Source organism: Ideonella benzenivorans (genome assembly GCF_020387415.1).
Classification (GTDB): Bacteria; Pseudomonadota; Gammaproteobacteria; order Burkholderiales; family Burkholderiaceae_C; genus Ideonella; species Ideonella benzenivorans.
This window is the reverse complement of record NZ_JAGWCB010000009.1, coordinates 40,012-65,165: the sequence shown is the minus strand read 5'-3', so window position 1 is coordinate 65,165 and position 25,154 is coordinate 40,012. Positions and strand designations below refer to the sequence as shown.

26 protein-coding genes are annotated in these 25,154 nt (G+C 71.8%); 6 read left to right on the top strand and 20 right to left on the bottom strand.

The window, feature by feature from the left end:
- Nucleotides 1-37: 37 nt before the first annotated feature.
- Genes KGA65_RS08505 through KGA65_RS08495 form a run of 3 tightly spaced genes read left to right on the top strand, consistent with a single transcriptional unit; the run spans nucleotide 38 to nucleotide 3,116 of the window.
- Nucleotides 38-565, top strand: a complete 528-nt coding sequence (locus KGA65_RS08505; RefSeq protein WP_225862724.1) for a hypothetical protein — start codon at nucleotides 38-40, stop codon at nucleotides 563-565.
- Entirely contained in the window at nucleotides 562-2,190 is a 1,629-nt protein-coding gene (locus KGA65_RS08500) for a GMC family oxidoreductase (protein WP_225862723.1), read from the top strand. The genes KGA65_RS08505 and KGA65_RS08500 overlap by 4 nt, the downstream gene beginning before the upstream one ends.
- Entirely contained in the window at nucleotides 2,187-3,116 is a 930-nt protein-coding gene (locus KGA65_RS08495) for an esterase/lipase family protein (protein WP_225862722.1), read from the top strand. The genes KGA65_RS08500 and KGA65_RS08495 overlap by 4 nt, the downstream gene beginning before the upstream one ends.
- Before the next feature lie 523 nt (nucleotides 3,117-3,639).
- Here the strand turns inward: KGA65_RS08495 and KGA65_RS08490 are convergent.
- The 15 genes from KGA65_RS08490 to KGA65_RS08420 form a co-directional block, all read right to left on the bottom strand.
- The gene (locus tag KGA65_RS08490) at nucleotides 3,640-4,479 is read right to left on the bottom strand and encodes an HDOD domain-containing protein (protein ID WP_225862721.1); all 840 of its coding nucleotides are present in this window, start codon (nucleotides 4,477-4,479) and stop codon (nucleotides 3,640-3,642) included.
- 85 nt (nucleotides 4,480-4,564) lie between these two features.
- Nucleotides 4,565-4,858 (bottom strand): hypothetical protein, encoded by a 294-nt coding sequence (locus tag KGA65_RS08485; protein ID WP_225862720.1) that lies wholly within the window; start codon nucleotides 4,856-4,858, stop codon nucleotides 4,565-4,567.
- Nucleotides 4,859-4,910: 52 nt separating this feature from the next.
- Nucleotides 4,911-5,078, bottom strand: a complete 168-nt coding sequence (locus tag KGA65_RS08480; protein ID WP_225862719.1) for a hypothetical protein — start codon at nucleotides 5,076-5,078, stop codon at nucleotides 4,911-4,913.
- Nucleotides 5,079-5,483: 405 nt separating this feature from the next.
- Nucleotides 5,484-6,056 carry a hypothetical protein gene (locus KGA65_RS08475; protein WP_225862718.1) on the bottom strand — a complete coding sequence of 191 codons (573 nt, stop codon included), beginning with the start codon at nucleotides 6,054-6,056 and terminating at the stop codon, nucleotides 5,484-5,486.
- 51 nt (nucleotides 6,057-6,107) lie between these two features.
- A complete protein-coding gene (locus tag KGA65_RS08470; RefSeq protein WP_225862717.1) occupies nucleotides 6,108-6,524 on the bottom strand; it encodes an ExbD/TolR family protein in 417 nt (138 codons plus the stop codon).
- A 16-nt stretch (nucleotides 6,525-6,540) separates the two neighbouring features.
- Nucleotides 6,541-7,311 carry a MotA/TolQ/ExbB proton channel family protein gene (locus tag KGA65_RS08465; RefSeq protein ID WP_225862716.1) on the bottom strand — a complete coding sequence of 257 codons (771 nt, stop codon included), beginning with the start codon at nucleotides 7,309-7,311 and terminating at the stop codon, nucleotides 6,541-6,543.
- Between the two features lie 63 nt (nucleotides 7,312-7,374).
- Complete coding sequence (locus tag KGA65_RS08460; protein ID WP_225862715.1) at nucleotides 7,375-8,115, bottom strand: energy transducer TonB; 741 nt, start codon at nucleotides 8,113-8,115, stop codon at nucleotides 7,375-7,377.
- Nucleotides 8,116-8,128: 13 nt separating this feature from the next.
- Nucleotides 8,129-9,580, bottom strand: coding sequence for a sulfite reductase subunit alpha (locus tag KGA65_RS08455; RefSeq protein ID WP_225862714.1), 1,452 nt, complete (start codon nucleotides 9,578-9,580; stop codon nucleotides 8,129-8,131).
- 4 nt (nucleotides 9,581-9,584) lie between these two features.
- Nucleotides 9,585-10,598, bottom strand: a complete 1,014-nt coding sequence (locus KGA65_RS08450) for an FAD:protein FMN transferase (RefSeq protein ID WP_225862713.1) — start codon at nucleotides 10,596-10,598, stop codon at nucleotides 9,585-9,587.
- Nucleotides 10,599-10,620: 22 nt separating this feature from the next.
- Entirely contained in the window at nucleotides 10,621-11,460 is an 840-nt protein-coding gene (locus KGA65_RS08445; protein ID WP_225862712.1) for a DUF4198 domain-containing protein, read from the bottom strand.
- Between the two features lie 25 nt (nucleotides 11,461-11,485).
- The gene (locus tag KGA65_RS08440) at nucleotides 11,486-12,025 is read right to left on the bottom strand and encodes a DUF2271 domain-containing protein (RefSeq protein WP_225862711.1); all 540 of its coding nucleotides are present in this window, start codon (nucleotides 12,023-12,025) and stop codon (nucleotides 11,486-11,488) included.
- Between the two features lie 10 nt (nucleotides 12,026-12,035).
- Nucleotides 12,036-12,650: a PepSY-associated TM helix domain-containing protein gene (locus KGA65_RS08435; RefSeq protein ID WP_225862710.1), complete on the bottom strand. Its 615-nt coding sequence runs from the start codon at nucleotides 12,648-12,650 to the stop codon at nucleotides 12,036-12,038.
- On the bottom strand, nucleotides 12,647-13,324 hold the full coding sequence (locus tag KGA65_RS08430; protein ID WP_225862709.1) for a Fe2+-dependent dioxygenase: 678 nt from the start codon (nucleotides 13,322-13,324) through the stop codon (nucleotides 12,647-12,649). Before KGA65_RS08430 ends, KGA65_RS08435 begins: the two co-directional genes overlap by 4 nt.
- A gap of 15 nt (nucleotides 13,325-13,339) precedes the next feature.
- Nucleotides 13,340-15,664 (bottom strand): catecholate siderophore receptor Fiu, encoded by a 2,325-nt coding sequence (locus KGA65_RS08425; protein WP_225862708.1) that lies wholly within the window; start codon nucleotides 15,662-15,664, stop codon nucleotides 13,340-13,342.
- A 200-nt stretch (nucleotides 15,665-15,864) separates the two neighbouring features.
- Complete coding sequence (locus KGA65_RS08420) at nucleotides 15,865-17,334, bottom strand: AMP nucleosidase (RefSeq protein ID WP_225862707.1); 1,470 nt, start codon at nucleotides 17,332-17,334, stop codon at nucleotides 15,865-15,867.
- A gap of 167 nt (nucleotides 17,335-17,501) precedes the next feature.
- Between KGA65_RS08420 and KGA65_RS08415 the strand changes: the two genes are divergently transcribed.
- From KGA65_RS08415 to KGA65_RS08405, 3 genes are all read left to right on the top strand, one after another.
- Nucleotides 17,502-17,975: an EF-hand domain-containing protein gene (locus tag KGA65_RS08415; RefSeq protein ID WP_225862706.1), complete on the top strand. Its 474-nt coding sequence runs from the start codon at nucleotides 17,502-17,504 to the stop codon at nucleotides 17,973-17,975.
- 123 nt (nucleotides 17,976-18,098) lie between these two features.
- Nucleotides 18,099-18,986, top strand: a complete 888-nt coding sequence (locus KGA65_RS08410) for a sigma-70 family RNA polymerase sigma factor (RefSeq protein ID WP_225862705.1) — start codon at nucleotides 18,099-18,101, stop codon at nucleotides 18,984-18,986.
- A gap of 91 nt (nucleotides 18,987-19,077) precedes the next feature.
- On the top strand, nucleotides 19,078-19,848 hold the full coding sequence (locus KGA65_RS08405; protein ID WP_225862704.1) for a type III pantothenate kinase: 771 nt from the start codon (nucleotides 19,078-19,080) through the stop codon (nucleotides 19,846-19,848).
- 20 nt (nucleotides 19,849-19,868) lie between these two features.
- Here KGA65_RS08405 and KGA65_RS08400 read toward each other — a convergent pair whose 3' ends face one another.
- The 5 genes from KGA65_RS08400 to dksA all read right to left on the bottom strand — a co-directional run bounded on the left by KGA65_RS08400 (nucleotide 19,869) and on the right by dksA (nucleotide 25,121).
- Entirely contained in the window at nucleotides 19,869-20,759 is an 891-nt protein-coding gene (locus KGA65_RS08400; protein ID WP_225862703.1) for a potassium channel family protein, read from the bottom strand.
- A 54-nt stretch (nucleotides 20,760-20,813) separates the two neighbouring features.
- Nucleotides 20,814-22,193: an ATP-dependent protease ATPase subunit HslU gene (gene hslU / locus KGA65_RS08395; RefSeq protein WP_375142621.1), complete on the bottom strand. Its 1,380-nt coding sequence runs from the start codon at nucleotides 22,191-22,193 to the stop codon at nucleotides 20,814-20,816.
- On the bottom strand, nucleotides 22,190-22,741 hold the full coding sequence (gene hslV / locus KGA65_RS08390; RefSeq protein WP_225862702.1) for an ATP-dependent protease subunit HslV: 552 nt from the start codon (nucleotides 22,739-22,741) through the stop codon (nucleotides 22,190-22,192). The genes hslU and hslV overlap by 4 nt, the downstream gene beginning before the upstream one ends.
- A gap of 52 nt (nucleotides 22,742-22,793) precedes the next feature.
- Nucleotides 22,794-24,572: an STAS domain-containing protein gene (locus KGA65_RS08385; protein ID WP_225862701.1), complete on the bottom strand. Its 1,779-nt coding sequence runs from the start codon at nucleotides 24,570-24,572 to the stop codon at nucleotides 22,794-22,796.
- 69 nt (nucleotides 24,573-24,641) lie between these two features.
- On the bottom strand, nucleotides 24,642-25,121 hold the full coding sequence (dksA, locus tag KGA65_RS08380; RefSeq protein WP_225862700.1) for an RNA polymerase-binding protein DksA: 480 nt from the start codon (nucleotides 25,119-25,121) through the stop codon (nucleotides 24,642-24,644).
- Nucleotides 25,122-25,154 lie beyond the last annotated feature (33 nt).

Sequence of the window (25,154 nt, the reverse complement as noted above, 5' to 3'; positions counted from 1 at the left end):
CGGGCGGGCTGGCGGGGCCGTGCCACACTGTGCGCTTATGCAACGACGTTCCCTTCTGCGCCTGGGGGTGTTCGCCTCGGTCACGCTGGGGGTGGCCGGGGCCGGCGTGGCCCTGTGGACGCCCGGTTGGCGCCGTGGTGGCGGGTTCAGCGCCTCGGCCCAGGCCCTGTGGGGGGCCGTGGCGCTGGCCGTGCTGGACGGCCTGCTGCCGGCCGACCGTGCTGCGCGGGCCCAGGCCCTGGCGGGCCACCTGCAGCGCCTGCAGACCCTGGTGGCCGGGCTGCCGCCGGCCACCCGCACCGAACTGAGCCGCCTGCTGGCGCTGCTCACGCTGGCCCCAACCCGGTTGGCCCTGACCGGCCTGCGCCGCGACTGGCCTGAGGCCGAGGTGGACGATGTGCAGGCCGCCCTGCAGGCCATGCGGCTGTCGGACAACACCGCCCGCCAGCAGATCTACCACGCCCTGCGCGACCTGACGCAGGCCGCCTACTGCGCCGGTCCGGACAGTTGGCCCGCGCTGGGCTACCCCGGCCCGGCACCCTTGACGGGGCCGGCGGCACCATGACCGAGACCCGCGCCCCCTTGCGCGATCCGATCCGCGAAGGCCTGGCCCGCGGCTGGGCCGTGCGCGGCGGCCCCCATGGCCCGCTGCCCGAACGCCTCAGCGTGGACGTGGCCATCGTTGGCAGCGGTGCCGGCGGCGGCATCAGCGCCGAGCTGCTCAGCCGCGCCGGCCTGTCGGTGGTCCTGATCGAGGAAGGGCCGCTGAAGTCCAGCAGTGACTTCCACCAGCGCGAGGACGAGGCCTACCCCACGCTCTACCAGGAGAGCGCCGCCCGCAAGACGGCCGACAAGGCCATCACCATCCTGCAGGGCCGCTGCGTCGGAGGCTCCACCACCGTCAACTGGACCAGCAGCTTCCGCACGCCCGAGGCCACGCTGGCCTGGTGGCAGACGCATTTCGGCCTGACCGAGTGGGACGCCCGCACGCTGGCGCCGTGGTTCGAGCAGGTCGAGCAGCGCCTGGGCATCCAGCCCTGGCTGGCCGCGCCCAACGAGAACAACGCCGTGCTGCGCCGCGGCGGTGAACGCCTGGGCATCGCCACCCACCCGATCCCGCGCAATGTGCGCGGCTGCTGGAACCTGGGCGCCTGCGGGCTGGGGTGCCCGACCAATGCCAAGCAGTCGATGCTGCTGACCTCGGTACCCACCGCCCTGGACCAGGGCGCCACCCTGCTGGTGCAGACCCGGGTCGAGCGGCTGGAGCTGCAGGGCCACACCGTGCAGGCGCTGCACTGCGCGCCGCTGCGCGAGGACGGCCAGCCCGATACCGCGCATCCCGTGCGCATCCGCGCCCGGCACGTGGTGGTGGCCGGCGGGGCCATCAACTCGCCGGCGCTGCTGATGCGCTCGGGCCTGCCCGACCCGTTCGAGCGCCTGGGCCGGCGCACCTTTCTGCACCCGGTGGTGCTGTCGGCGGCCCGCATGGCGCAGCCGGTGCGGGGCTGGCAGGGGGCGCCGCAAAGCGTCTACAGCGATCACCACCTGGACAGCCAGCCGCTGGACGGCCCGATGGGTTTCAAGCTGGAGGTGCCGCCGCTGCATCCGGTGATCTTCGCCTCCACGCTGCCAGGCTGGGGTGCCGCCGGCGCCGCGCTGCTGCGCCAGTTCCCGCACACCCAGGTGACGCTGGCGCTGCTGCGCGATGGCTTCCACCCGCAGTCGTCGGGCGGGCTGGTCAGCCTGCGCCAGGACGGTTCCCCGGTGCTGAACTACCCGCTCAACGCCTACCTGATGGAGGGGGCCCGGCGCGCCCTGCTGGCCATGGCCGAACTGCAGTTCGCCGCCGGCGCGCAGGCGGTGCTGCCGGTGCATGAATTCGCCCAGCCTACCCGCAGTTGGGCGGAGGCCCAGGCCCAGATCCGCGACCTGCCGATGGAGCCGCTCAAGACCCGCCTCGTCAGCGCCCATGTGATGGGCGGCTGCACGATGAGCGGCCAGGAGTCCCAAGGCGTGGTGCGGCCCGATGGCGTGCACTGGCAGGTGTGCAACCTGTCGGTGCACGACGGTTCGCTGTTCCCGACCAGCCTGGGTGTCAACCCGCAGCTCACCATCTACGCCCTGGCGGCCCGGTTGTCCGCCGGGCTGGCCCAGCGGCTCTCCGGCCGGTCCGTGGCCTTGTTCGGATGATCGCGCGCTGGCAGCGCTGGGCCGTGCTGCTGGGGCTGGCCGGGCTGCTGGCCGGGGTGGGCGGGCTGTGGCAGACCGGCCATCCCGCGCTGGCCGGCGGGCTGCTTGTCCTGGCGCTGGTCATGCATGCCTTCTGGCTGGGCGTCACCACGCTGCTGATGCGGGCGGTGCAGGCTCGGGCCGGCCAACCGCTGCCGCCCTGGCGTGAATCCGTGCGGGCCTGGTGGGCCGAGTGCCGGGCGGCGCCGCGGGTGTTCGCCTGGCGCCAGCCGTTTCGCAGCCAGGCGCAGCCCGACGTCTGGCCGGCGGAGGTCCCAGGCCGCCCCGGGGTGCTGCTGGTGCATGGCTATCTGTGCAACCGCGCGGTCTGGAACCCCTGGCTGCAGCGCTGCCGGCAGCTGGGCATCCCGGCGCTGGCGCTGACGCTGGAGCCCCCGGGCGTCGACCTGGACCGGCATGTGCCCGCGCTGGCGGCCGCCGTCCAGACCCTGTGGGAACGCACCGGTCAGCCCCCGCTGCTGGTGGGGCACAGCATGGGCGGGTTGCTGCTGCGGGCCTGGCTGCGGGCCGACGCGGGGCGAACGCCCTGCCGCGGCCTGGTCACGGTGGGCACGCCGCACCTGGGCACCTGGCTGGCCCATTGGGGCCTGAGCCCCAGCGCCCGGCAGATGCGACCGGGCTCGAACTGGCTGCGCGCGCTGGCGGCCGACGAAGCCGCCCGCGCCTCAGGGCTGCCGCCCGTGCTGAGCCTCTACAGCCCCTGCGACAGCATCGTGTTCCCGACCCGGCTGGCGGTGTGGCCCGGTGGTGAAGCTCTGGCGGTGGCGCAGGCCGGCCACGTCAATCTGCTCGAACAGCCCGCTGTGTTCGAAGCCGTACGGCAACGCCTGCAGCAGGGCGGGGCGGCCGAGGGCGGCGACGTCTGAGGCCGCCTCCGGCCGGGCGGGCACCCGCAGGTCCAGCAGGCCGGCCGGCCACAGCCACAGCGGCAGCATCTCCAGCCACAGCAGGGCACGGGCGTCGGCGATCGGGGTCAGCTGCCAGCTGCCCAGCCACCACAGCCAGGCCGCCGCCGCCGCCCCATGGCCCCCCCAGGCCAGCCAGCGGCTGGAGGCCAACCGGCCCCCCTGACGTTGCAGGGCGCGCCGGCAGGCCTCCACGCCCAGGCTGGCCAGCCCCAGGTGCAGCAGGGCCGCCAGGCCACCCAGCGGCTCCGGGGGCTGGCGCAGGGCTTCGAGCGGATCCAGTGGCGGCAGCATGCTCAGTCCGCAGCCCACGGCCAGCGACATGGCCAGGTAGAGCATCACGGTACTGCGGCGGGCAATGGGTGTGGGCATGGGCATGGCGCGGCAAGGTCGTTGCGAACGAAGGCGCGCCACAGCCTACCGTGCGGATGTGTCACGACAGGCCGGATCCTCCCCCGAATGGCGCACGAAGCACCACGCCGGGTCAGCTGTCGAGTTCCTGCAGCCACGTCAGGGTGGCTTCGGGCGGCATGATCAGCAGGCGGGCGATGTCGTGCACGTCATCGGGCACGGCGGGGTTGTCCCATCCGTGGCTGGTGTGGCGCGCCAGGCGCACAGCCAGAAGCACATTGCGTACCTGCGGATCGTTTTCCTTGCGGTCGTCGGTGATGCGCACCAGCAGCTCCGGCAGGTGCCAGGCCCGCATCAGGGCCTGCTGGATGTCGCCCAACGTCACGTGCAGGCACTGCCGCTGCACCGCGCTGCTGCGCAGCGTGCGGTCGAACTGCTGGCGCAGGGTCATCTCCAGGGCCAGGGGGGGGGCGTGGAGCCACAGCAGCATCTCGGTGAAATCGTGCAGCAGCGCGGCCAGGTAGATCACTGCGGCGTCGTGGTCGCGCCGGTGCAGCGCAAAGGCCAGGGCGAGGCGGCCGGCCCGGTCGGCCCGGTCCAGCACCGCCTGCAGGCCGGCCAGGGCCTCGGGCTGGCCTTCCAGGTGGGCCTCCACCGTCGGTTGCGGGCCGAAGCTGGCAAAGAAGGGCTCGATGCCGGTCAGCACCAGCGCTTCGCGCACCGTTTCGGCATCGTTGTTGCGCCGATGGCGCTGCACGGTGGCGGTGAAGGCCAGCACCTTGAGCGTCATCAGCGGGTCGGTCATCAGCTCGTCGGCCAGGGTTCGGGCATCCACATGCTCCTGCATCTGGCGCAACTCCTCCAGCACGGCCGCCGTGCGCGACAGCACGGGGATCTCGACCAGCCGGAAGTAGCGCACCCAGCCTTCCACATCGGTGGGGAAGTGGTGCGAAGCAGGAGCAGCTGTGGACATGGGGCACCGAAAGGGGCAGGTCACCGGGTTATCGGCCCGGGGGCCGGGGGCTTGAGCCAGCCCGGCCCCCGGGGCCGGGATCGGGTCACAGCCGGTCGACGTCGAGCCTACCGATGAATTGGCCGTTCACATAGAGGGCCCCCTCGGGGGCGCCGGCCTGGCCGTGGTACTCCACCAGCGGCAGGTCGTCCGGCGGCGGCCGGTCGCGGTGGCGGGCGGGCGGGGGCGTCGGGGCCAACCCGCGGGCGGTGCGGGCCAGGAACCGGGCCAGCCGGCGCAAGGTCCAGGCCAGCAGATGGCGCGGCCCACGGTCGGGCCGGGTCAGGCCCATCAGTTGTTCGGGGGTGGCAGCACGCCACAGGATGCGGTGCGGAGTCATGCGTCTCTCCAGGGGCGCGCACCGTGCATGGGGGGGGCGCGCGCCGGGCGGTTCAGGGGCTGTGGGGGGCGGGGCGGGGGGGGGCCAGTTCGCGGCGCAGCGCATGGCGCTGCTGCTGGCGCAGGGCCTTGCCGGAACGGCGGTGCGGGCCCGCCTGGCGTCGCCGTGCCGGCATGGCCACCGGATTGCGCGGGGTGCTCAGGGTCAGCTGGATCTTCATGGTCATCTCCTCAGGGCCCGGGTGGGCCATGCAGCAGCCGACCTCGGGGCTTCCGAGGAGCGGCGGGGAACGGGCATCACGGGCGGCGCAGACAGGGCCTGTGGTCAGCAGGGCCTGGCACGGCCGATCAACGGGTCGGGAACAGGGTCAAGGCCCGCGCCAAACGGGCCATCAGGGTGCAGGGCATCTGTCGGTCCAAGAGGGGCGGGGCCGGCCGGTACAGCACAGGGCCGGGGCGGGCGCCGGATGCGCGCGGGGCGAATCCGGGGCGCGGCGCCAGGCTCAGGAATGACAGAACCTCGGCGCGTGCCGTGATGATAAACAATCGATTATCTTGCGCAAGTGGTTTTTATCTTTTGCGCAACGACAAGCCGGCGGCTCCCCGGGCGGGACCGGCGGCGTGGCTCAGCGCCGGCCCTTGAGGGGGGCCACGCCGCGCTGGCTCTGGCGCCACAGGTCGTCGTCGCTGACCGGGGCGGCCGTGGGGGCCGGCCGGGGCCCGGTGGACGACGGGGCCCCCGGCTTGGCAACGGCCGGCGGTGGGCTGGGCGTGGCGGCCGGCACCAGCACCTCGCTGAGCAGGTCCAGCAGCCGGGTGCGGGCGCGCTGGGGATGGCGGCGGTAGTAGGTCAGCACCAAGCCGACGATGAAGCGTTCGTCATCGTCCTGCGGCAACGGGGATTCGGTCTCGCCCACCGTGGGGTGGGCGGTGGCGGCGCCATGGGGCTCGTCCATCCAGCCGACGGGCTTGCGGCAGTTCTGCTCGAACTGCCGCGCCAGGCGCTCGCCGATCTGGCGCGAGCGGCCCTTGATCTGACTCCAGTAGCTGGGCTGGATCTGCAGCCGCTCGGCAAAGCGGCGTTCCAGCCCGCGCAGCGCGGCGGCGTCGGCGTTCTTGACCGTGGCCTGCACGAACTCGTCGAACAGCACGAGGGCGTTGTCGAGGCGAATCGCGGCCACGTCGCGGAGAGCTTCCATAACCTCAATGATAAAGCCCGTTGCCCTGGCCGACCCGGCGGGGGCCGGGGCTCAGGGCGCCGGCTGGCTGACGAAGCCGATCTTGGACAGGCCGGCGCGCGAGGCATCGGCCAGGGTTTCGGCCACCGTGCGGTAGGCGGCGGCCTCATCGGCCCGCAGGTGGATTTCGGGCTGCGGCTGGCGCTGGCCCTCGGCCTGCAGGCGGGCCTGCAACTCGCTGCGGTCCACCTTCTGGCCGTTCCAGTAGCGCTGCCCATCGGCGTCGATCGACAGGTCGATCTTGGCCGCGGCTGGCGGCGTGGGCCGGGCGGTGGCCTGGGGCAGGGTGAGCGGCACCGAGTGGGTGAGCAGCGGCGCGGTGACGATGAAGATCACCAGCAGCACCAGCATCACGTCGATCAGCGGGACCATGTTGATCTCCGCCACCGGGGCGGCGCCGCCCTTTTTGTCGAACGAGGCAAAGGCCATGGCGTGCGCTCCGGGTTCAGGCGGTGCTGCCGGCGGAGACCGGGCGCAGCGGGGCGGGCGTGGCGTGGCGTGCCGGGCCCTGGGTGTCGGCGCCCAGGGCCTCGCCCATGGTCAGGAAGCTGTGCAGCTCGAAGGCGAAGGCGTCGAGCTTGGCCGACAGCACGCGGTTGCTGCGCGTGAAGGCGTTGTAGGCCACCACGGCCGGGATGGCCACGGCCAGGCCGATGCCGGTCATGATCAGCGCCTCGCCCACCGGGCCGGCGACCTGGTCCAGCGTGCCGGCGCCGCCGCTGCCGATGGCCAGCAGCGCGTGGTAGACGCCCCAGACGGTGCCGAACAGGCCGACGAAGGGCGCGGTGGCGCCGACCGTGGCCAGCGTGGTCAGGCCGGCCTCGAAGCGGGTGGTCTCTTCGTCCAGCACCTTCTTGATGGTGCGGGTGATGAAGTCGGCGGCGCTGCCGGTCTCGGCCAGGCGCTGGACGCCGTGGCGGGCGTGGTGGGCCTGGGCATGCAGCGCGTGCGCGGCCAGGTGCGAGAACGGATCGCGCGCGCCGTGGGTGTTGATCTCGTGCTGCACCTGGTCGAGCGTGCTGGCGTTCCAGAACTGGTCCAGGAAGGCCCGGCTGCGGCGGGCGCGCAGGGCCTGCGTCGCGCCCTTGGCGGCGATGATGGCCCAGGAGGCGATCGACATCAGCACCAGCAGGCCCAGCAAGGTGTGGCCGATGGCGTCGCTCTGGGCGATGAAGTGGCCGAAGCCGGGCGCGGGGGAGGCGGCAGAGGTGTCCATGAGGCGTCTCGCAAGCAGGTCGATGGGGTCGGAAGAATCAGGGGCGAAAAGCGTGTCGGGCGGTCATTCCAGGCTGTAGGCCAGGGGGGCGATGGCCACGGCCTCGACCGGGTGCCCCTCCACCCGACAGGGCTGGAACCGGGCGGCGCGCATGGCCTGCAGGGCCTGCTCGTCCAGCCGGGGGTGGCCCGAGCTGCGGTGCAGCGTCACCTGGCGCGGCTGGCCGTGCACATCGACGATCACCTGGACCAGCACGGTGCCGGTCTCGCCCAGCCGGCGCGAGGTCGCCGGGTAGACCTGGCGCGGCAGCGTCACATAGCGCAGCGCGCTGGCGGGCAGCTGGACCGGACCGGCCGGTGCGGCGTCGGGGCGGGGCGTCACGGGGGCTGGCGCCGCGCTGGGCGTCGGGGTGGCCGCGGTCTCCGCGGCCGGCGTCGGCTCGGTGGCGGCGGGCGTGGGGGCCGTCACCGCTGTGGGCTGCGGCCGGGGGGCCGCGGCCAGCACCGGGGGCGCGGGGGTGGGGCGGGGGGCCGGACGGGAGCTGGGCGGCGGCGGTGCCGCTGGTTCGGGGGCGGGCGTGGGCAGGGCGATCCACTGCACGGCGATCGGGGTTGGCTGCGGGGGGTGGGGGAGGGGCTCGCGGCCTTGTTGCAGTGCCCAGGCCCCGGCCAGGTGGACCAGGACCACGCCCAGCACCAGGCCGCGCCGGCCCCAGGGGCCCAGTTCGTCCCTGGGCTCTTCGCGGTGGGCCAGCGGCGGGCTGGGCGGGCGAGGGGCGGGATGAGAGAGGGGGGCAGTGGACATGGCGGGAGAGACTTCAGTACACGTCGCGGCGCAGCCGGCCTTGTTCGCGCAAGGTCTGCAGCCGGGGTTCGCCCAGCGCCTGGGCCAGCACGGCATCGACCCCGGCGGCCATGCCCTGGCGGCTGCCACAGACCAGGATCACCGCGCCGGCGTCGACCCAGGCGCGCAGCCGGTCGGCCTCGGCGGCCAGCCGGTCCTGCACATGGCGGTGCGGGCCGCCATCGCGGGAGAAGACGCGGTCGATGCGGCTGAGCACACCGCTGGCCAGCCAGTGGGTGATCTCGGCGTCGCACAGGGCATCGTGGGCGGCCTGGCGCTCGCCGAAGACCAGCCAGGCGTGCAGGCCCTGGTGGACCAGCGCCTGACGCGGCGAGCCGGCCTGGGCCAGCCGCCGCTCGGTGGCCTGCAGGTGGGCCCGCAGGCCGGCCAGGCCGGTGCCGTTGCCGATCAGCAGCAGCGGCCGGTCGGCGAGCGCGGCGGGCAGGCGAAAGCCGGGGTTGGGCTGCAGCCGCAGCGACAGCGCACCGCCCAGCGGGCAGTCCTGGCTGAGCCAGCCGGAGGCGGCGCCGAGGTGGCCGTCCGGGCGGCGTTGGCCGCGCACCAGCAGCTGCAGCCCGCCGCCCAGACCGGGGCCGGGCAGGCTGGCGATCGAGTAGCTGCGCGGCATCCGGTCCGTCCCGGGCAGGCGCAGCTGCACCAGGTCACCGGCTTCCCATTGGGGCGGCTGCGCCGCGTCCACGGGCGGGGCGATGTCCACCAGCCAGACCGGCTCGCCCAGGCTGCCGGGGTTCAGGTGGCGCCGGCCCAGCAGGATCCAGGGGTTGAAGCCGGCGGCGGCAGTGGCGGGGCGTGCTGACGCCGGCTGACCGGTCGCGGCGCTGGCCAGCGCGTCCAGCGTGTCCAGCCAATGGCGCAGGGCCTGCGGGTCGCCACGGTCCATCAGCACCGGCGCGAACAGCGGCAGGGCGCCGCTGTCGCGCAGCCAGTGGTGCACCTGCTGGCCGAACTGGCAGAACTGCCGGTAGCTGCGATCGCCCAGGGCCAGCACGGCGCAGGGCAGGCCGGCCAGGTCCGCCGGGCGGCTCATCCAGGTGGCGGCAAAGGCCTCGGCATGGTCCGGCGGCTGGCCATCGCCCGCGGTGGCGGCCACGAACAGCACCGGCCGGTGCTGGCGCAGCCGCTCGGGGTTCAGCCGGTCCAGGGCCTCGACCTGGGTGGGCAGCCCGCCGGCGGTCAGCGTGCGGGCGGTCTCCCAGGCCAGGGCCTCGGCCGAGCCGGTCTGGCTGGCCCAGGTGACCAGGGCCAACGGGCCGTCGGTGGGCCCGAGCGGGGAACGGGGCGAGGCGGCCCGGCGCTGGCGCAGCCAGACCCCGCCGCACAGCAGGCCCCAGGCCAGCAGCAGCGCGGCAGCGGCGCCCCACCGGGCCGGTGGCAGGGTGCTCAGGGCGGCAACCAGGCTGTCCATGGGCTCAGGCCAGCCAGGCCCGCAGGGCCGGGCTCAGGGTGTCGCGCCAGGTCGGGGCCGTCAGGCCGGGCCGCTCGATCCACAGCGCGGCCAGCCCTTCGGCCTCGGCCAGGGCCAGACCGTCTTGCGGGCCCAGCACCATCAGCGCGGTGGCCCAGGCGTCGGCCCACATCGCGCTGGGGTGCAGCACGGTGACCGAGGCCACGTCATGGGTCACCGGCGCGCCGGTGCGCGGGTCCAGCGTGTGGCTGAGGCGGCGGCCGTCGTCGGCCGTCCGCCAGCGGCGGTAGTCGCCCGAGGTGGCCACCGACAGCCCGTGCAGCGCCACCCGGGTGGGCGGCAGCGGGCAGGCGGGGTCCGGTGACTCCAGGTCCACCCACCAGGGCTGGCCGCTGGGTTTGAGACCTTCGCCGCGCAGTTCGCCGCCGATCTCCACCAGGTGGTGCGGCAGGCCGCTGTCGCGCAGCAGGGCGCTGACCCGGTCCACCGCATGGCCCTTGGCAATGGCCGAAAGGTCCAGCCGGCCTCCGCCGGGCTGGGTGAGCCGTCGGTGCTCGGCCGCCCAGCGCAGCCGTTGCCAGCCCTGGGCGGCGCAGGCCGGCAGCCCCTCGCACAGGTGGGCCGGGCCGAAGCCCCAGCGCCCCACGGCGGCGCCGACCGTGGGGTCGAAGGCCCCCGCACTGCGCCGGGCGACGTGCAGGGCGGCCTCGAGCACGGTGGCGAAGCTCTCCGGCAGGGTCATGGCCCGGCCGGCCGGCAGGCGGTTGAAGCGGCAGATCAACGCCGTCTCGTCCCAGGTGCTCATCTGCGCGATCACGTCATCCAGCACGGCCTGGATGGCGCGGCGCAACGCGGTGGGCGGCAGGCCGGCGCCGGCCCAGACCCGCACCGACCAGGTCGTGCCCATGGTGGCGCCGTCGAGGGCGTGCAGCACCTGGCCCCAGGGGGCTGGTGTGCCCTGCACCTCGGCGGGGATCAGCACCCGGGTGGGAGGCGCAGACCGTGCGATGGAAGACATGCGGGACATCCGGGGGCGGGCTTCAGCGCGGCAGCACTTCGAAGGTGACGCTCAGGCCGGCGCGCTCGATCGGCTGGTCGCGCGTGCCCCCGGTGAGCGACGGGCCGCCCGGACGTTCGCCGTGGCTGGCCCCCAGCCAGTAGCGGCCCGGCGCCGCCCAGGTCACGGTGAACTGGCCCTGGGCGTCGGTGGTCAGGGTCTGCTCGGCGCGGTCGTAGCGGTAGCGGTTGCCTTCGCGCACCAGCGAGAGCGTCTCGCCGGCCAGCGGCTTCCCGTTGAGCAGCAGCGTGAAGCGGGTGTGGTCGCCGTCGCTGAGGTCGTTCACCGCGTCCAGCGGCAGGACTTCGAGGCCCTGCCCTTCGGGCGCGAAGGCCGGTACCGTGGCCTTTTCGCGGCTGACGAAGGTCTGCTGGCGGTTGACCATGTGCAGCACACCCAGCACCTTGGCGCTGGCAGGCACCTGCTGGGCGAACTCGGCGGGGCTGCCGCGGAAGCGCTGGGTCTGGCCCTCGGCATCCTGGTAGCTGGCCATCAGGCTGTCGCTGAGGTGGCTGATGCGGTAGGTGCCTTCGGTGGGCAGCTCGACCGTCACGCTGTTGAGCGTGGCGGTGTGGCTGCGCTCCCCGGCGGGCAGCGGCTGGCCCGCGGGGCCGGTCACGCGCAGCTCACCCCAGGCGAGCGGGCGTTCGGCGATGAACAGGTCGGTGGAAACGGCGGCGTCGAGCACGACGCTCTGGCTGCGGCCGGTGACCAGCGTGGTCGAAGGCAGCAGCCAGGTGTCGTGGGCCCAGGCCAGCAGGGGCAGGGTGGTGGCCAGGGCGAGGGCCCACTGGCGCGGACGGGGCAAGGTCATCAAGGGCATGGGGCCTCCAGGGCGAAGGGGGGCGTCAGGGGGTGGCCTTGAGCTTCAGGGCACCGAGCTCGTGGGTGCCTTGGGCCTGGGCTTGTTGGGCGGCCTGGATGGGCCAGGTCAGCGGCAGGCGCTGCACCTCGCGGCCACCGCCTTCGCGGGCGGCTTCCACCACCACCGTGTACTGGCCGGCGGGCAGCCGGGCCAGCCCGGGGGCCTGGTCCAGGCGCAGTACCTGCTCGCCCGGCGAGCGGGTGGCGCCGGTCACGCCGTCGGCCGGCACGGTCAGGTCGCGGCCGCCGGCGCGCCACCACTGGCGCAGGTCGCGCAGCCACTTGGTGCCGCCGTTGTTGGCTTTCTTCAGGTCGTACCAGACGGCCAGCTGGGCCGCGGCGTTGGGCTGGCCGTCCTTTTCAAGCCAGACGGCCACATAGGGCTTGTGGTACTCGGCCACGCTCAGGCGGGGCAGTTCCAGGGTGAGCTGCAGCGTGGCGGCCCAGGTGGAGGAGGAGCCCAGGGCCAGCAGGCCCAGGGTGGTTGCGGTCACGGCGGTGGAGCGGGCGGTGGGGGTGGTCATCGGCGTGGGGTCAGTGGATGAACAGGAGAACCAGCAGGGCAGGCAGCACGAAGCCCGCCGCGGTCAGCGGCCAGGTCAGCGCGCGCTGACCGGCGTGGCGGTGCAGGATCAGCAGGCCGGTGAGGCAGAAGACGAGGCAACCGGCCGCGAAGAGGTCGAGGAAGGCGCGCCAGATGGCGCCGGTGTGGCGGCCCTTGTGCAGGTCGTTGAGCAGGGCCAGCAGGCCGCGGTCGCTGTCCTCGAACTCGGCTTCGCCGCTGCTCAGGTCGATGCGCAGCCAGGCATCGCCGCCGGGCCGTGGCATGGCCACGTAGAGCTCCTCGGCGGACCATTCCGGCACCAGGGCGACGGCCAGGCGCAGGTCGTGCGCCTGGTGTGCCCATTGGCGCAGCGTGGCGGGCACGGGGGCGCTGCCGCCCTCGCGCTTCGGTTGGGCGGCCTGCACGGCGGCCAGCACGGGAGCCGGCAGCGTGGCCTGCCAGCGCGTGACGATGGGCTGGGCCTCGATGTCGGCCGCGTGGTTGAGCGTGAAGCCGGTGAGGGCAAAGCCCAGCATGCCGACCAGGCACAGCGCCGAGCTGATCCAGTGCCAGCGCAGCAGGGTCTTGAAGCCGTTCGCGCTCACAGCTCGGCCCAGCGGCGCAGCAGGTTGTGGTAGTGGCCGGTGAGCTGCAGCACCTCGTCGTTGTCGCCCAGCCGGGCGCGCAGGCGCTGGATGGTCTGGTCCAGCTCGTAGAGGGCCGCGCGCTGGCCGTCGTCGCGCACCAGGCTCTGGGTCCAGAAGAAGGCGCAGGTGCGGGCGCCGCGGGTGACGGGCTCGACCTTGTGCAGGCTGGTGGACGGGTAGAGGATCAGGTCGCCCGCGGGCAGCTTGACCTCGTGGGCGCCGTAGGTGTCCATCACCACCAGCTCGCCGCCCTCGTAGTCCTCGGGGTCGCAGAGAAACAGCGTGGTGGACACGTCGCTGCGCAGGCGCTGGCCATCGCCCATCGCCATCACCGAGCCGTCCACATGCAGGCCGTAGCTGCCGCCGCCCTGGTAGCGGTTGAACAGCGGCGGCAGGATGCGGTGCGGCAGGGCGGCGGAGATGAACTGCGGATGGCGCGCGAGGGCCTGCAGGATGTGCTGGCCCAGTTCGCGCGCCAGGGGATGGTCGGGCGGCAGCTGCTCGTTGCGCTTGACCTGGGCGCCCTGCGCCCCCACGGTGGCCCGGCCGTCGGCCCAGGGGGCCTCGGTCAGGGCCTGTCGGTAGCGGGCGACTTCGTCAGACGACAGGACGCCCGGGATGTGCAACAGCATGCCGCGCCGCCTTTCTCAGAACTGCACGCTGGCCGTCAGCTTGGCCGAGCGCGGCGCGCCCAGCGTGGCGCGGGCGCCGCTGTTGTTGAGCGTGCTGATGTATTCCTTGTCGAACACATTGCCCACGTTCAGCTGCAGCCTCAGGTTCTTCATGACCTGGTAGGAGGCCATCAGGTTGGCCACCCAGTAGGCCGGGATCTCCGGCATGTTCTGGGTCGACAGGTCGGTGTCGGCGGTGATCGTGCGCTTCTGCTTGGCGACGTAGTTCGCGCCACCGCCCAGGGTCAGATCGCCCCAGCGGTAGGAGGTCCAGAAGGAAGCCGTCAGGTCGGGCGACCAGCGCACGCCATTGGTGGCGGTGGTGTGCGTGCTGTTCCAGACATCGCTCTGCTTCGTGTCCATCGTGGCGATGCCGGCGGACAGCTGCCAGTCGCGGGTGATCTGACCGACCAGCCCCAGCTCCACCCCTTGCACGCGGGTCTTGCCGGTCTGCACCGCGTTGCCCAGGTCGTCGTAGCTGATCTGCTTGTCGTTCTCGGTGTGGTAGGCCGCCAGCGTCAGGTTCAGGCGCTGGTCCAGCAGGTCCCACTTGGTGCCCAGCTCGACCGAGCGGGTCTGCTGCGGGTCCATGTCGGGGTTGTTGCCGGCCGTGTTGGCGCTGGTGGTGGTGGCCGACAGCGCAAAGTTGGCCCCGCCCGGCGGCGTGTAGGCGTTGGCCACCGCCAGGTAGACGCTGCCGTGCTCAGCCGGTTTGTAGGTCAGGCCCAGGTTCCAGCTGGTCAGGTTGTCGGCCAGGCGCAGGTTGGTGTTGGCGATGCTGCCCACCGCATAGCCCGGGTAGGTGCTGCTGTTGCTGCTGGTGACGAGGGTGCCCACCGAGGTTTCGGTGTGGTAGCGCTCGAAGCGCAGGCCGGCATTGAGCTTCCAGGCTTCGTTGAGGGTCAGCGTGTCCAGCAGGTACAGCGCGCCGGTGGTGGTCTTGCCCTCGGTGTCGGCGCCGGTCAGATAGGGCACGCCCAGCGAGACGCTGGGGTCGGGGTGGTAGAGGTTGGCGTTGGGGTTGTTGATCGCGCTGTGGCTGACGCCGTTGATCGTCTGGGCCGTGGTGCCGGTGCCTTTCGTCAGCTGGCGCTCATAGATCAGTTCCACCCCGGCCGCCAGGTCGTGGCGGATGCCGGCGGTCTCGAAGCGGGTGCTGACACTGGTCTGGTTGGTCAGGATCTCGTTGGCCTGGTCGGTGCGCTGGCGGATGCGGCTGACGGTCCAGGTGGCGGGATCGCCGGCGCTGGGTGCGGCCAGGGTGTAGATGCCGGTGAGCACCCGGTCCATGTGCGTCTGACCGTAGCGGGTGAGGTTGCGCACTGTGGTGCCGGGGGCGAGGTCGTGCTCGAACTTCACGGTGAACATGTCGGCGTCGACCTTTTCGTAGTCGTCGCGGCTGCCGTAGAAGTTGTGTCGGTCAACCTTGGCGCCGGCGTTGAGGGCGCTGTCGGCGTTGTAGAAGCCGCTCATGCCAATGGTCGGGATGCCGCCATCGGGCACGTTGTCCTGGTGGGCGTGCTGGGAGTACAGGTAGAGGCGGGTGGGCGTGTTCAGGCCAAAGGCCACGCCCGGCGCGACGGCCCAGCCCTTGTTCTTGACCTCGTCGCGGCCATCGACGCCGCTGTCCTGGGTCATCACGTTCAGGCGCCAGGCGCTGGTCTCGGCAAAGCCCCGGCCGATGTCGGCGGTGGCCCGCAGGGTGTCGGCGGTGCCCAGGGTCAGGCTGCCCTCGGTGCGCTCCTCGCGCTCGGGCAGCTTGCTGATCAGGTTCACATAGCCGCCGGCCGCACCGCGGCCGATGTCGGCACCGGCGGGGCCCTTGACCACTTCGACCTGCTCGACGTTGAACACGTCGCGCGTCACGGCGCCCAGGTCGCGGATGCCATCGACGAAGGTCGAGGTCTGGGTCGAGAAGCCGCGCATCTGGAAGGTGTCGCCGGCCGAGGTGTTGCCGTTCTCGCCCAGTTGCAGCGTGATGCCCGGGGTGTTGCGCAGGGCCTCGGTCAGCGTGGCGGCGCCCTGCTGCTGGATCAGCTCCTTCTTGATCACCTGCACCGACTTGGGCGTGTCCAGCAGCGGCTGGGTCAGCTTGGGCGAGGCGCTGGTGTCGGCCTTGTAGGCCGATTCCGGGCTGGCGGTGATGCTGACCGTCGGCAGCGTGGTGGCGTCGGGGGCCGGGGCGGTCTGGGCCTGCAGCGCCAAGGGCAGGCTCAGCAGGGCCGCGCCCAGGGTGGCGGGGGCGGCGGACGGAAGGGCGCGGGGCGTGCCATGACGCCGGCTGCGGATGTAGGTGGACATGCGTGTGGACGGAGCAAAGGTGGTGTGGGGACCATCTCGGCGTCCTCGAAGCCAGCGGCTGGCGGTGGCTGGCATGTCCTGCTTCGGGGGCCTGATCGTGCCGTGCCTGCCGGGGCCGGCACGGGTTGACGAATATTAATGCAAATGAGAAAGGTTCGCAATAAATAGTCGCAACAGACCTCCGCAGAGGTCTGGGTGGCTTACTGGAAGGCCACCTCGGCGAAGCTGCGCAGCTTGCGGCTGTGCAGCGGGGCCACGCCGCCGGCGCGCAGCAGTTCCAGCGCGCGGATGCCGATGCGCAGGTGCTGGTCCACCCGTTCACGGTAAAAGGTGTTGGCCATGCCCGGCAGCTTGATCTCGCCATGCAGCGGCTTGTCGGAGACGCACAGCAGCGTGCCGTAGGGCACCCGGAAGCGGAAGCCGTTGGCCGCGATGGTGGCGCTCTCCATGTCCAGCGCCACCGCGCGGCTCTGGCTGAAGCGGCGCTCGGGACCCGGATGCGGCAGCAGTTCCCAGTTGCGGTTGTCGGTGGTGGCGACGGTGCCGGTGCGCAGCACCTTCTTCAGCTCGTAGCCCGAGAGCTGGGTGACCTCGGCCACCGCCTGCTCCAGGGCCAGCTGCACCTCGGCCAGGGCCGGGATGGGCACCCACAGCGGCAGCTCCTCGTCGAGCACATGGTCCTCGCGCACATAGCCGTGGGCCAGCACGTAGTCGCCCAGCTGCTGGGTGTTGCGCAGGCCGGCGCAGTGGCCCAGCATCAGCCAGGCGTGCGGCCGCAGCACGGCGATGTGGTCGGTCGCGGTCTTGGCGTTGGACGGGCCCACGCCAATGTTGACCATCGTGATGCCGCTGCCGTCCTCGCGCACCAGGTGGTAGGCAGGCATCTGCGGCAGCCGGGGCGGCGGCGAGCCGCTGGGCTGGGCCTGCCGGCCGGCGCGCGGCGTCACCACGTTGCCGGGTTCGACGAAGGCGATGTAGTCGCTCTCCGGGCTCTGCATCAGCTGGTGGCCCAGGCGGATGAACTCGTCGATGTAGAACTGGTAGTTCGTGAACAGCACGAAGTTCTGGAAGTGCTCGGGCGCGGTGCCGGTGTAGTGGCGCAGCCGCTGCAGCGAATAGTCCATGCGCGGCCCGGTGAACAGGGCCAGCGGTTGCGGCTCGCGCGGGCCGGGCTCGTGGGTGCCGTTGGCAATGCCGTCGTCCATCGCGGCCAGGTCTGGCAGGTCGAAGTGTTCGCCCAGGCGGCGCCGGCGTTCCGGGTCCAGGTGGCCTTCCACATGCTCGTCGTCGGCCAGCGAGAAGTGCACCGGGATGGGCTGGCGGCCCAGGCCCACCTCGAGCCCCACGCCATGGTTCTTCAACAGCAGGGCGAACTGCTCGCGGTAATAGGCGCCGAACAGGTCGGGCCGGGTCAGCGTGGTCTCGTACAGGCCCGGGCCGGCAACGAAGCCGTAGCTCAGCCGGGTGTCGTGGCGCGGCGTGGTGCCCAGGTGCAGGCGCACGCTGGGGTACCAGGCGCGCACATGGCCGCCCAGGTCCTGGCCGGCGACGTAGTCGCGCAGCTTCTGGCGCAGGTGCTGGACCTGGCTGGCATACAGCGCAACGACGCGGGCCAGGGCCGCATCGGCGTCGGTGAACAGTTCCGGGGGCGTGAAAGGCGCTTCAATCATGCATTGATTGTGGGCCCGTCCCGTGACGGTGCGGCGCGGCCCGGGCGGGGTAAAGGCATGTAAGCCACAGTCGCCGGGTTCAACCGAAGCGGCGGCGCCCGCGTTGTGCAAGACGGTGGCGGCCCGGGCGGGCTGCCCGTGAGTCCTGATCCTGGAAAGGAATGTCCATGCGCACATCCCTGTGGCTGGCCGCGGTCGCGGCGGTGCTGACCGGTTCTCTGGCCCATGCCGCCGATCCCGCGGTGGCCGCCTCGGCCTCGGCCTCGGCGCCGGCCCGTGGCCAGATGGTGGAGCGGTTCAAGACCCTGGACACCAACGGCGACGGCCAACTCAGCCGAGCCGAGGTCCAGGCCGCCCCCGGTCTGGCCGGCAAGTTTGACGACATCGATACCAACCGGGACGGCGAGATCACGCCACAGGAGTTGCGGGCCTACCACCAGGCCCATCGCGGGGGGGCTGCGGCCGCGAAGAAGGGCGCCCTGGGGCCGTTGACCAAGCTCGACACCAATGGCGACGGCACGCTGAGCCGCGAAGAGGTGGCCGGCCACCCGCGACTGGCCGCCGATTTCGACCAGCTCGACACCGACCACGATGGCCGGCTGAGCCCGGCCGAACTGGCTGCATTGCGCAAGGCCCGTTGACGCGCCGGCCGCGCCTCGCGGCGCGGCCACCAGCCTGTCAAGTCCCCGAGTGCGTGAACTTGGGGGCGAAATCCGTGTTCCTCGCGCTTTCCGGATCGGGGCTGGACTCCCTAAGATCGGGGCATGATCTCCATGGATGGTGTGCCCTCGGTTCTCATCGCGAAGAACCAATCCTGGGTGCGCAAGCAGGCGCAGGCGCTGGTGCGCCATCTGCCGGCCAACGTGGAGCGTGCCGACCTGATCCAGGTCGGCCTGATTGCCGTGGCCCAGGCCGCCGTGACCTTCGAATGGGAGGGCGACCGCGACACCGACGAGGCCCAGCAGGCCTTCGTGCGCTATGCGCGCATGCGGGTGAAAGGGGCGATGCTCGACGAGCTGCGGCAGATGGATTTCCTCACCCGCGGCGAGCGCCGCAAGATCAAGGTCATCCAGATCGCCCGGGAGCGCCACCGCAGCCAGCATGGCCGTGAACCGACGCTGGCCCAACTGGCCCATCTGACCGGGCTGGCGGCCGATGAGGTCAGCGCGCTGCTGCAGGCCGACCAGATGGGGCGCAACCAGGCCAACGTGGACGACGAGTCCGACGACAACAACAGTGCCCACCACCATCCCGCGACGCCGCAGGAAGAGGTGGAGGCCCGGGTGGACACCGGCATCGTGCTGCGCCGGCTGGAGCTGTTCTTTGCCGAACTGCCCGCGCGCGAACGCCTGGTGATCGAGTCCTACCTGGGGGTCGGCCTGACCCCGGTGGAGGTGGCCCGCTCGCTCAAGGTGACCCCCTCGCGCGTATCGCAGATCTACCACGCGGTGGTCCGCAAGGCGGCCGCCCACTTCGCCGAGCCGCCGCGTCAGCGCGCGACCGATCGCTATCCGGACAAGCAGTCCGAGGTCTTCCAGGAACTGGTGTCGCAGCGCGAGCGCGCGCTGTCCCACACCCCGGCCGGCAGCTGGGGCGAGCTGATGGAGAAGGTGCTGGCCCGTCGGCCCGCCGCCCCGGTCGAGGATCTCTGAGCCGCCGGGACCAGGCCTGCCCTGCCCGCCCTGGGGTCGTGCTTCACGGGTCGATAATGCCCGTCACTCGACAGGCAGTGACATATCCGCGATGAGCTTTCTGGCAATCGACATCGGCAACACCCGGCTGAAATGGGCGCAGTACGCCTCGCCGCAGCCCGGGGCGGCCTTGCTGGCCCAGGGGGCGGTCTTTCTGGAGAACATCGACCTGCTGGCCGAGCAGGACTGGCATGCGCTGTCCGCACCGACCACGATGCTGGGCTGCGTGGTGGCGGGCGAAGCCGTTCGCCGGCGTGTCGAGGAACAGCTGGAGCTGTGGGACCTGACCCCGCGCTGGGTCGTGCCGGCCGCCCACGAGGCGGGCGTGGCGAATGGCTACGACCACCCGATGCGCCTGGGCGCCGACCGCTGGGTGGCCCTGATCGGTGCCCGCGGCCACATGCTGGCGCGCGGGCCGGTGCGGCCGGTGGTGGTCGTGATGGTGGGCACCGCGGTGACGGTGGATGCCCTGGACCGCGACGGCAAGTTCCTCGGCGGGCTGATCCTGCCGGGCCACGGCATCATGCTGCGGGCGCTGGAAAGTGGCACCGCCGGCCTGCGTGTGCCCACCGGTGAGGTGGTGCCGTTCCCCTCCAACACCTCCGATGCGCTGACCAGCGGCGGCACCTATGCGATCACCGGGGCGATCGCTCGCATGCGCCGGCACCTGGCCGAGCACAGCGACGGCGAAGAGCCCCTGGTGCTGATGACCGGTGGCGCCGGCTGGAAGGTGGCGCCCTACCTGGACATGCCGCACGAACTGGTGGAATCGCTGATCTTCGACGGCCTGCTGCAGATCCAGGCGCACCGGCTGGCGCTGTGAGCGCCGTCCGCCGCCGCGGCTCAGCCGGCGGGCGGTGGCGCTGAAGGCTCCACCGGCTGCCCGGCGGCCTGCGCCGGCGCGGCATCGCGGACCGCGATGCAGTGGTTCACCTCGGTGCGCAGCGCGGCCAGCTCATGCCGCAACTGGGTCATCTCGTGGCGCATGTCGTGGATGATCTCGCGCTCGATCAGGCGCTCCTCGGTCTCGACCCACTTGGTGGCGATGGCGGCGGTGACCAGCGTCAGCACGCCGAAGCCGAGCAGCACGACGAAGACCGAGAAGATCTTGGAGGCCGAGGTGGTCGGCACCACATCGCCATAGCCCACGGTGGCGGCCGTCGTGAAGGCCAGCCACATGCCGTCGGCCAGGGTGGGCGTGGTGGGCTCCAGCCACCAGAAGCCCAGGCCGCAGGCCAGCAGCACGCCCAGTGAGACCGTCAGCAGATAGGCCACGCCGCCGCGGGTGACCAGGTGCTGCTGGGACCAGACCATGCGCAACAAGGTCAGAAAGGCCACGATCAGGCGCAGCCCCAGGGTCAGGTTGGAGGTCCGGCTGCCGGGCAGGAAGGCCGCCGCCAGCAGGCCCAGCACCAGCAGCAGATCGGTCGGGTTGGCCAGCAGATGGGCCACCGGGTGGCGGGTGTACCAGCTGACATGGGCCAGCGCCGTGCCCACCACCATCGCGGCGACCAGGTAGGTCATGTCCGCCAGGCGGGAGGGCTCGGGCTGCAGCAGCTCGGCGTAGAACGCGGGAATGGTGCAGACCAGCACCATCATGATCGGCCAGCGCCAGTGCTGTTCCACCTGCCGCGCCTGCGGGCTGTCTGCCGCTGCCGGGCTGAGCCCCCAGCTGGCGACGCGGTCGACGAAGGTCTGGGAATCGGGCGCGGGCGGCGTGGGGCGGCGAGGCATGCGGCGAGACTAGGCAGACGGGCCGCGCCCGGGCTTGCGCCCGGTCAAGCGGCCTCAGAGGATGTAACGGGACAGGTCCTCATTGTGGGCCAGCTCGCCCAGCTTGGCGCTGACGGCGGCGGCGTCGAGTGTGACGGTCTGCCCGGCGAAGCGGGGCGCGTCGAAGCTGAGCTCGTCGAGCAGCCGCTCCATCACCGTGGCCAGGCGGCGCGCGCCGATGTTCTCGGTGCGCTCATTGACCTCGAAGGCGATCTCGGCCAGGCGGCGGATGCCGTCCGGCGCGATCTCCAACGTCACCCCCTCGGTGGCCAGCAGGGCCTGGTACTGGCGCACCAGGTTGGCATGGGTGCTCGAGAGAATGGCCTGGAAGTCGTCCACCGACAGCGCCTGCAGCTCGACCCGGATCGGGAAGCGCCCCTGCAGCTCCGGGATCAGGTCACTGGGCTTGGAGAGGTGGAAGGCACCCGAGGCGATGAACAGGATGTGGTCGGTCTTGACCATGCCGTGCTTGGTCTGCACCGTCGTGCCCTCGACCAGCGGCAGCAGGTCGCGCTGCACGCCCTGGCGCGAGACATCGCTGCCCTGGGTGTTGCTGCGGGTGGTCACCTTGTCGATCTCGTCGATGAAGACAATGCCGTTCTGCTCGGCGTTGTGCAGTGCACGGGTCTTGATCTCGTCCTCGTTGACCAGCTTGGCGGCTTCCTCGTCGGTCAGCTGGCGCAGAGCGTCGGCGATCTTCAGCTTGCGGGTGGTCTTCTTGACCGTGTTCATCTGCGAGAACAGGCCCTTCAGCTGCTCGGCCATCTCCTCCATGCCGGGCGGGGAGACGATGTCGACGTTGGTGCGGGTCTCGGCCAGCTCCAGCTCGATTTCCTTGTCGTCCAGCGCGCCCTCGCGCAGGCGCTTGCGCATGACCTGGCGGGCAGTGTTGTCCGGGGCGGGGGCGGTGGGCGCGGCCAAGCCGAACTCGGCACCGCCGCTGTGGCGCGGCGGCGGCACCAGCACATCCAGCAGGCGGTCCTCGGCGGCGTCCTCGGCCCGGGCCTGGTTGCGGCGGATCGCGGCCTCGCGTTCCTGCTTGACCGCGACCTCGATCAGATCGCGGATGATGGTGTCCACGTCCTTGCCGACATAGCCCACCTCGGTGAACTTGGTGGCCTCGACCTTGATGAAGGGGGCGTCGGCCAACTGGGCCAGGCGGCGGGCGATCTCGGTCTTGCCCACCCCGGTCGGGCCGATCATCAGGATGTTCTTGGGCGTGATCTCGGCGCGCAGCTTGGGCTCGACCTGCTGGCGGCGCCAGCGGTTGCGCAGTGCGATGGCCACCGCGCGCTTGGCGGCGTTCTGGCCGACGATGTGGCGGTCCAGCTCGGAGACGATCTCCTGCGGGGTCATCATCGACGGGGTGTCGGCGGGGGTCGCTTCCAGGCTCATTCCAGCACCTCGATCGTGTGGCTCTGGTTGGTGTAGATGCAGATGTCGCCAGCGATTTCCAGCGATTTCTTCACGATCGTCGGGGCATCCAGCTCGGTGTTGAGCAGCAGCCCCTTGGCGGCGGCCTGGGCATAGGCGCCGCCGGAGCCGATCGCGACCAGGCCCAGCTCGGGCTCCAGCACGTCGCCATTGCCGGTGATGATCAGCGAGGCCTCGCGGTCGGCCACGGCCAGCATGGCTTCCAGGTTGCGCAACACCTTGTCGGTGCGCCAGTCGCGGGTCAGCTCGATGGCGGCCCGCACCAGGTGGCCGGAATGCTTTTCCAGCTTGGACTCGAAGCGCTCAAACAGGGTGAAGGCGTCGGCGGTGGCGCCGGCAAAGCCGGCCAGCACCTGGTCATGGTGCAGACGGCGCACCTTGCGGGCGGTGGACTTGACGACGGTGTGGCCCAGGGTGACCTGGCCATCACCGCCGAGCGCGACCTGCCAGCGGCCGTCGGGCAGACGTCGGCGCACGCTGAGGATGGTGGTGCCGTGAAATGTGGTCATAGCCCCGGCAGGTGGGGGCGGGGCCGCGCGGTTTCAAGACCGCCGTGGCGGCTCAGACCTGCCGCAGCTGCACCGGGGCGTGTTCGGTGATGCCCATCGCCCGGAACATCAGCGCCACCAGGCGGTGCACGTCGACGAAGCGGATCGAGCGGCCCTCGGTGCGCTTGGCGATGACCCAGTTCAGCAGGTCGCCGGCGGCGATGAAATCGACCCGGATCAGCAGCGCACACGAGATGCGAACCTGCTTGGCCCCGTGCAGCCGGCTGTCCAGCACGCTCAGCAGGGCACCGATGTCACCCGAGAGCTGGCCCGACAGTTCGAGCGAGGTCACGCTCTGGTTGCCTTCGCCCTCGCCCAGGTTCTGCAGCGTGGTCACCGCTTCACTGATGACCGACAGCGGCGCTTCCTGGGTGGCGGCATTCGGGCCCCCCAGGTGCACCGCGCAGCGTGGCTTCTCCCAGCTGGGCGGCGACACCTCGTAGGTGACGCAGTAGTCGATCGCCACCTCGTCGAACTGGTCGGGCCGGTTCACCAGCCGCAGCGCCTCCATGCGCGTCATCCAGTGGGCCGGGTCGGCATCGCGCACCCCGACCGGCGCCGCCTCCTGCAGCACGCGGAACAGCTGCTCGGTGCCCAGCCACTGCATCTGCAGGGGTTGGCGGGCCCAGTCCTGCATCAGGCGGTAGAGCCGGGCGGCGGCATCCGCGTCCAGATGGGTCAGCCGGCTCCAGTCCAGGGCCCAGGGCTGGGGCAGTTGCAGGGTCTGCGACTGCAGCTGGGTCACGCCGTCCACGTCCAGCCGGGGCGGGCAGACCCAGGCCACCTGGACGTCACCGGAGCCGCCGCCGCGCACCGGGGCGGTGGTGGCTTCGGCCACCAGCCGCGGCAGCGAATACCACTGCGGGGCGGAGCGCTGCAGCCGCATCGCGTAGTCCGTGGCCAGGGCATCGAACTGGGCCTGCTGGCCGGTGGCGCGGTAGAAATCGAACAGCACCAGCCAGGTGTCGTGGTGTTGCTGGCGCAGGCCACCGGGGCTGGTGAGCTGCTTGAGCGCCCGCTCGCACAGGGCGAAGTCGGCGTTTGCAAAGGCGATCACCGCCTCGTCGAGCTCCTGGTCGTGGGCGATCTCGCTGACCTCGATGTCGGGCAGCGCGGCCGGGCCGAAGCCGGGCAAGGCCACGGGGGCCGGCTCGGCCGCGACAGGGGCCGGGGCGGATGTGGAGGCGCTGGCCTCGGGCGCCACGGGCAGCGGCGGCAGGTCCAGCAACGGGGGCAGCGTGTCGTGCAGCACCGGCACGGTGATGCCCGGCGGCAGGCCCGGCGGATGGGCGGCGGCCGGCGGTGGCGCGGTTTCCTTCCAGTCCGTCATCGGCCGGGTGGCATCCTCGTTGTGGGTCGGGATGGGGGCCGGCGTGGCCAGTTGCCGGGCGGGGGGCGTGGCGGGCACCGGGGTGCTGAGCATCGGTGGCGGGGTGACCCCCTTGGGCAGGCGGGCCGCACCGCTGCCGGCCATGCCCACCATCTGGCGCTCGATCGCATCGATCTTGGCCTTGACGCTGCGGTCCGGGCCGCCGGGCAGCTGCGTGGCCTTGACGTCGCTGTCGTCGATGCGGGACGACGCACTCAAGGCCTGGGCCTGCTCGGCGCTCAGGCCTTCGCGCCGGATGCGGCGCAGCATGTCAAGTTCGCGCTTGCGGACGAAGTCATTGCGCCGCTTGCGCTCGATCATGGCCTTGAGTTCGGCCTTCTCGACATCGGCAAACTGGCTGGAGCCGGCTTCCGGCGGGCGGCTGATCAGCTCGCGCGCCGGGTGCGCCACCAGCTTGACCATGCGGCGAAAAACGCCTTCTCCGTTACCGCTGGCCATCGATGCTGCCTTGCTGCTGGGAAAACCGGGACATCAGTCTCCGAACATTTTCTGCTTCATTTCGCGCCGCTGCTGGGCTTCCAACGACAGCGTGGCGGTCGGACGGGCCAGCAGACGGCCCAGGCCGATGGGCTCGCCGGTCTCGTCGCAGAAACCGTATTCGCCGGAATCCAGGCGGGCCAGCGACTGGGAAATCTTCTTGAGCAGCTTGCGCTCGCGGTCGCGGGTGCGCAGTTCCAGGGCGTGCTCTTCCTCGATGGTGGCGCGGTCGGCCGGGTCCGGCACGATGGAGGTGTCCTCGCGCAGGTTCTCGGTGGTCTGGCCGGCGTTGGACAGCAGGTCGTCCTTGAGCGCCTGGAGGCGGGTCCGGAAGAACTCCACCTGCTTCTCATTCATGTATTCCGACTCGGGCATGGCCAGGAGCTCGGCCTCGGTCAGGTCACGGCCAGCCTTGGTCTTCCAGGCGTTGGCGAGTTTGGGATCGGCCTTCGTGGCGGGCTTCACTGCATTCATGGGTTCGGGTTCTGGTCGGGCCGAGGGAGGTGG

Excerpts from the sequence above, each read along its gene's own strand:
- KGA65_RS08460 (WP_225862715.1), bottom strand. The coding sequence starts at position 8,115 with ATGTCCACTGCCCCCCTCTCTCATCCCGCCCCTCGCCCGCCCAGCCCG.
- KGA65_RS08405 (WP_225862704.1), top strand. The coding sequence starts at position 19,078 with ATGAGCTTTCTGGCAATCGACATCGGCAACACCCGGCTGAAATGGGCG.
- KGA65_RS08475 (WP_225862718.1), bottom strand. The coding sequence starts at position 6,056 with ATGGAAGCTCTCCGCGACGTGGCCGCGATTCGCCTCGACAACGCCCTC.
- KGA65_RS08500 (WP_225862723.1), top strand. The coding sequence starts at position 562 with ATGACCGAGACCCGCGCCCCCTTGCGCGATCCGATCCGCGAAGGCCTG.
- KGA65_RS08450 (WP_225862713.1), bottom strand. The coding sequence starts at position 10,598 with ATGTCTTCCATCGCACGGTCTGCGCCTCCCACCCGGGTGCTGATCCCC.
- KGA65_RS08430 (WP_225862709.1), bottom strand. The coding sequence starts at position 13,324 with ATGCTGTTGCACATCCCGGGCGTCCTGTCGTCTGACGAAGTCGCCCGC.
- KGA65_RS08420 (WP_225862707.1), bottom strand. The coding sequence starts at position 17,334 with ATGATTGAAGCGCCTTTCACGCCCCCGGAACTGTTCACCGACGCCGAT.
- KGA65_RS08505 (WP_225862724.1), top strand. The coding sequence starts at position 38 with ATGCAACGACGTTCCCTTCTGCGCCTGGGGGTGTTCGCCTCGGTCACG.
- KGA65_RS08385 (WP_225862701.1), bottom strand. The coding sequence starts at position 24,572 with ATGGTCAAGCTGGTGGCGCACCCGGCGCGCGAGCTGATCAGCCGCCCG.
- KGA65_RS08495 (WP_225862722.1), top strand. The coding sequence starts at position 2,187 with ATGATCGCGCGCTGGCAGCGCTGGGCCGTGCTGCTGGGGCTGGCCGGG.
- KGA65_RS08400 (WP_225862703.1), bottom strand. The coding sequence starts at position 20,759 with ATGCCTCGCCGCCCCACGCCGCCCGCGCCCGATTCCCAGACCTTCGTC.
- KGA65_RS08490 (WP_225862721.1), bottom strand. The coding sequence starts at position 4,479 with ATGTCCACAGCTGCTCCTGCTTCGCACCACTTCCCCACCGATGTGGAA.
- KGA65_RS08480 (WP_225862719.1), bottom strand. The coding sequence starts at position 5,078 with ATGAAGATCCAGCTGACCCTGAGCACCCCGCGCAATCCGGTGGCCATG.
- hslU (WP_375142621.1), bottom strand. The coding sequence starts at position 22,193 with ATGAGCCTGGAAGCGACCCCCGCCGACACCCCGTCGATGATGACCCCG.
- KGA65_RS08440 (WP_225862711.1), bottom strand. The coding sequence starts at position 12,025 with ATGACCACCCCCACCGCCCGCTCCACCGCCGTGACCGCAACCACCCTG.
- KGA65_RS08485 (WP_225862720.1), bottom strand. The coding sequence starts at position 4,858 with ATGACTCCGCACCGCATCCTGTGGCGTGCTGCCACCCCCGAACAACTG.
- KGA65_RS08445 (WP_225862712.1), bottom strand. The coding sequence starts at position 11,460 with ATGCCCTTGATGACCTTGCCCCGTCCGCGCCAGTGGGCCCTCGCCCTG.
- KGA65_RS08415 (WP_225862706.1), top strand. The coding sequence starts at position 17,502 with ATGCGCACATCCCTGTGGCTGGCCGCGGTCGCGGCGGTGCTGACCGGT.
- KGA65_RS08465 (WP_225862716.1), bottom strand. The coding sequence starts at position 7,311 with ATGGACACCTCTGCCGCCTCCCCCGCGCCCGGCTTCGGCCACTTCATC.
- KGA65_RS08455 (WP_225862714.1), bottom strand. The coding sequence starts at position 9,580 with ATGGACAGCCTGGTTGCCGCCCTGAGCACCCTGCCACCGGCCCGGTGG.
- KGA65_RS08470 (WP_225862717.1), bottom strand. The coding sequence starts at position 6,524 with ATGGCCTTTGCCTCGTTCGACAAAAAGGGCGGCGCCGCCCCGGTGGCG.
- KGA65_RS08410 (WP_225862705.1), top strand. The coding sequence starts at position 18,099 with ATGATCTCCATGGATGGTGTGCCCTCGGTTCTCATCGCGAAGAACCAA.
- dksA (WP_225862700.1), bottom strand. The coding sequence starts at position 25,121 with ATGAATGCAGTGAAGCCCGCCACGAAGGCCGATCCCAAACTCGCCAAC.
- hslV (WP_225862702.1), bottom strand. The coding sequence starts at position 22,741 with ATGACCACATTTCACGGCACCACCATCCTCAGCGTGCGCCGACGTCTG.
- KGA65_RS08425 (WP_225862708.1), bottom strand. The coding sequence starts at position 15,664 with ATGTCCACCTACATCCGCAGCCGGCGTCATGGCACGCCCCGCGCCCTT.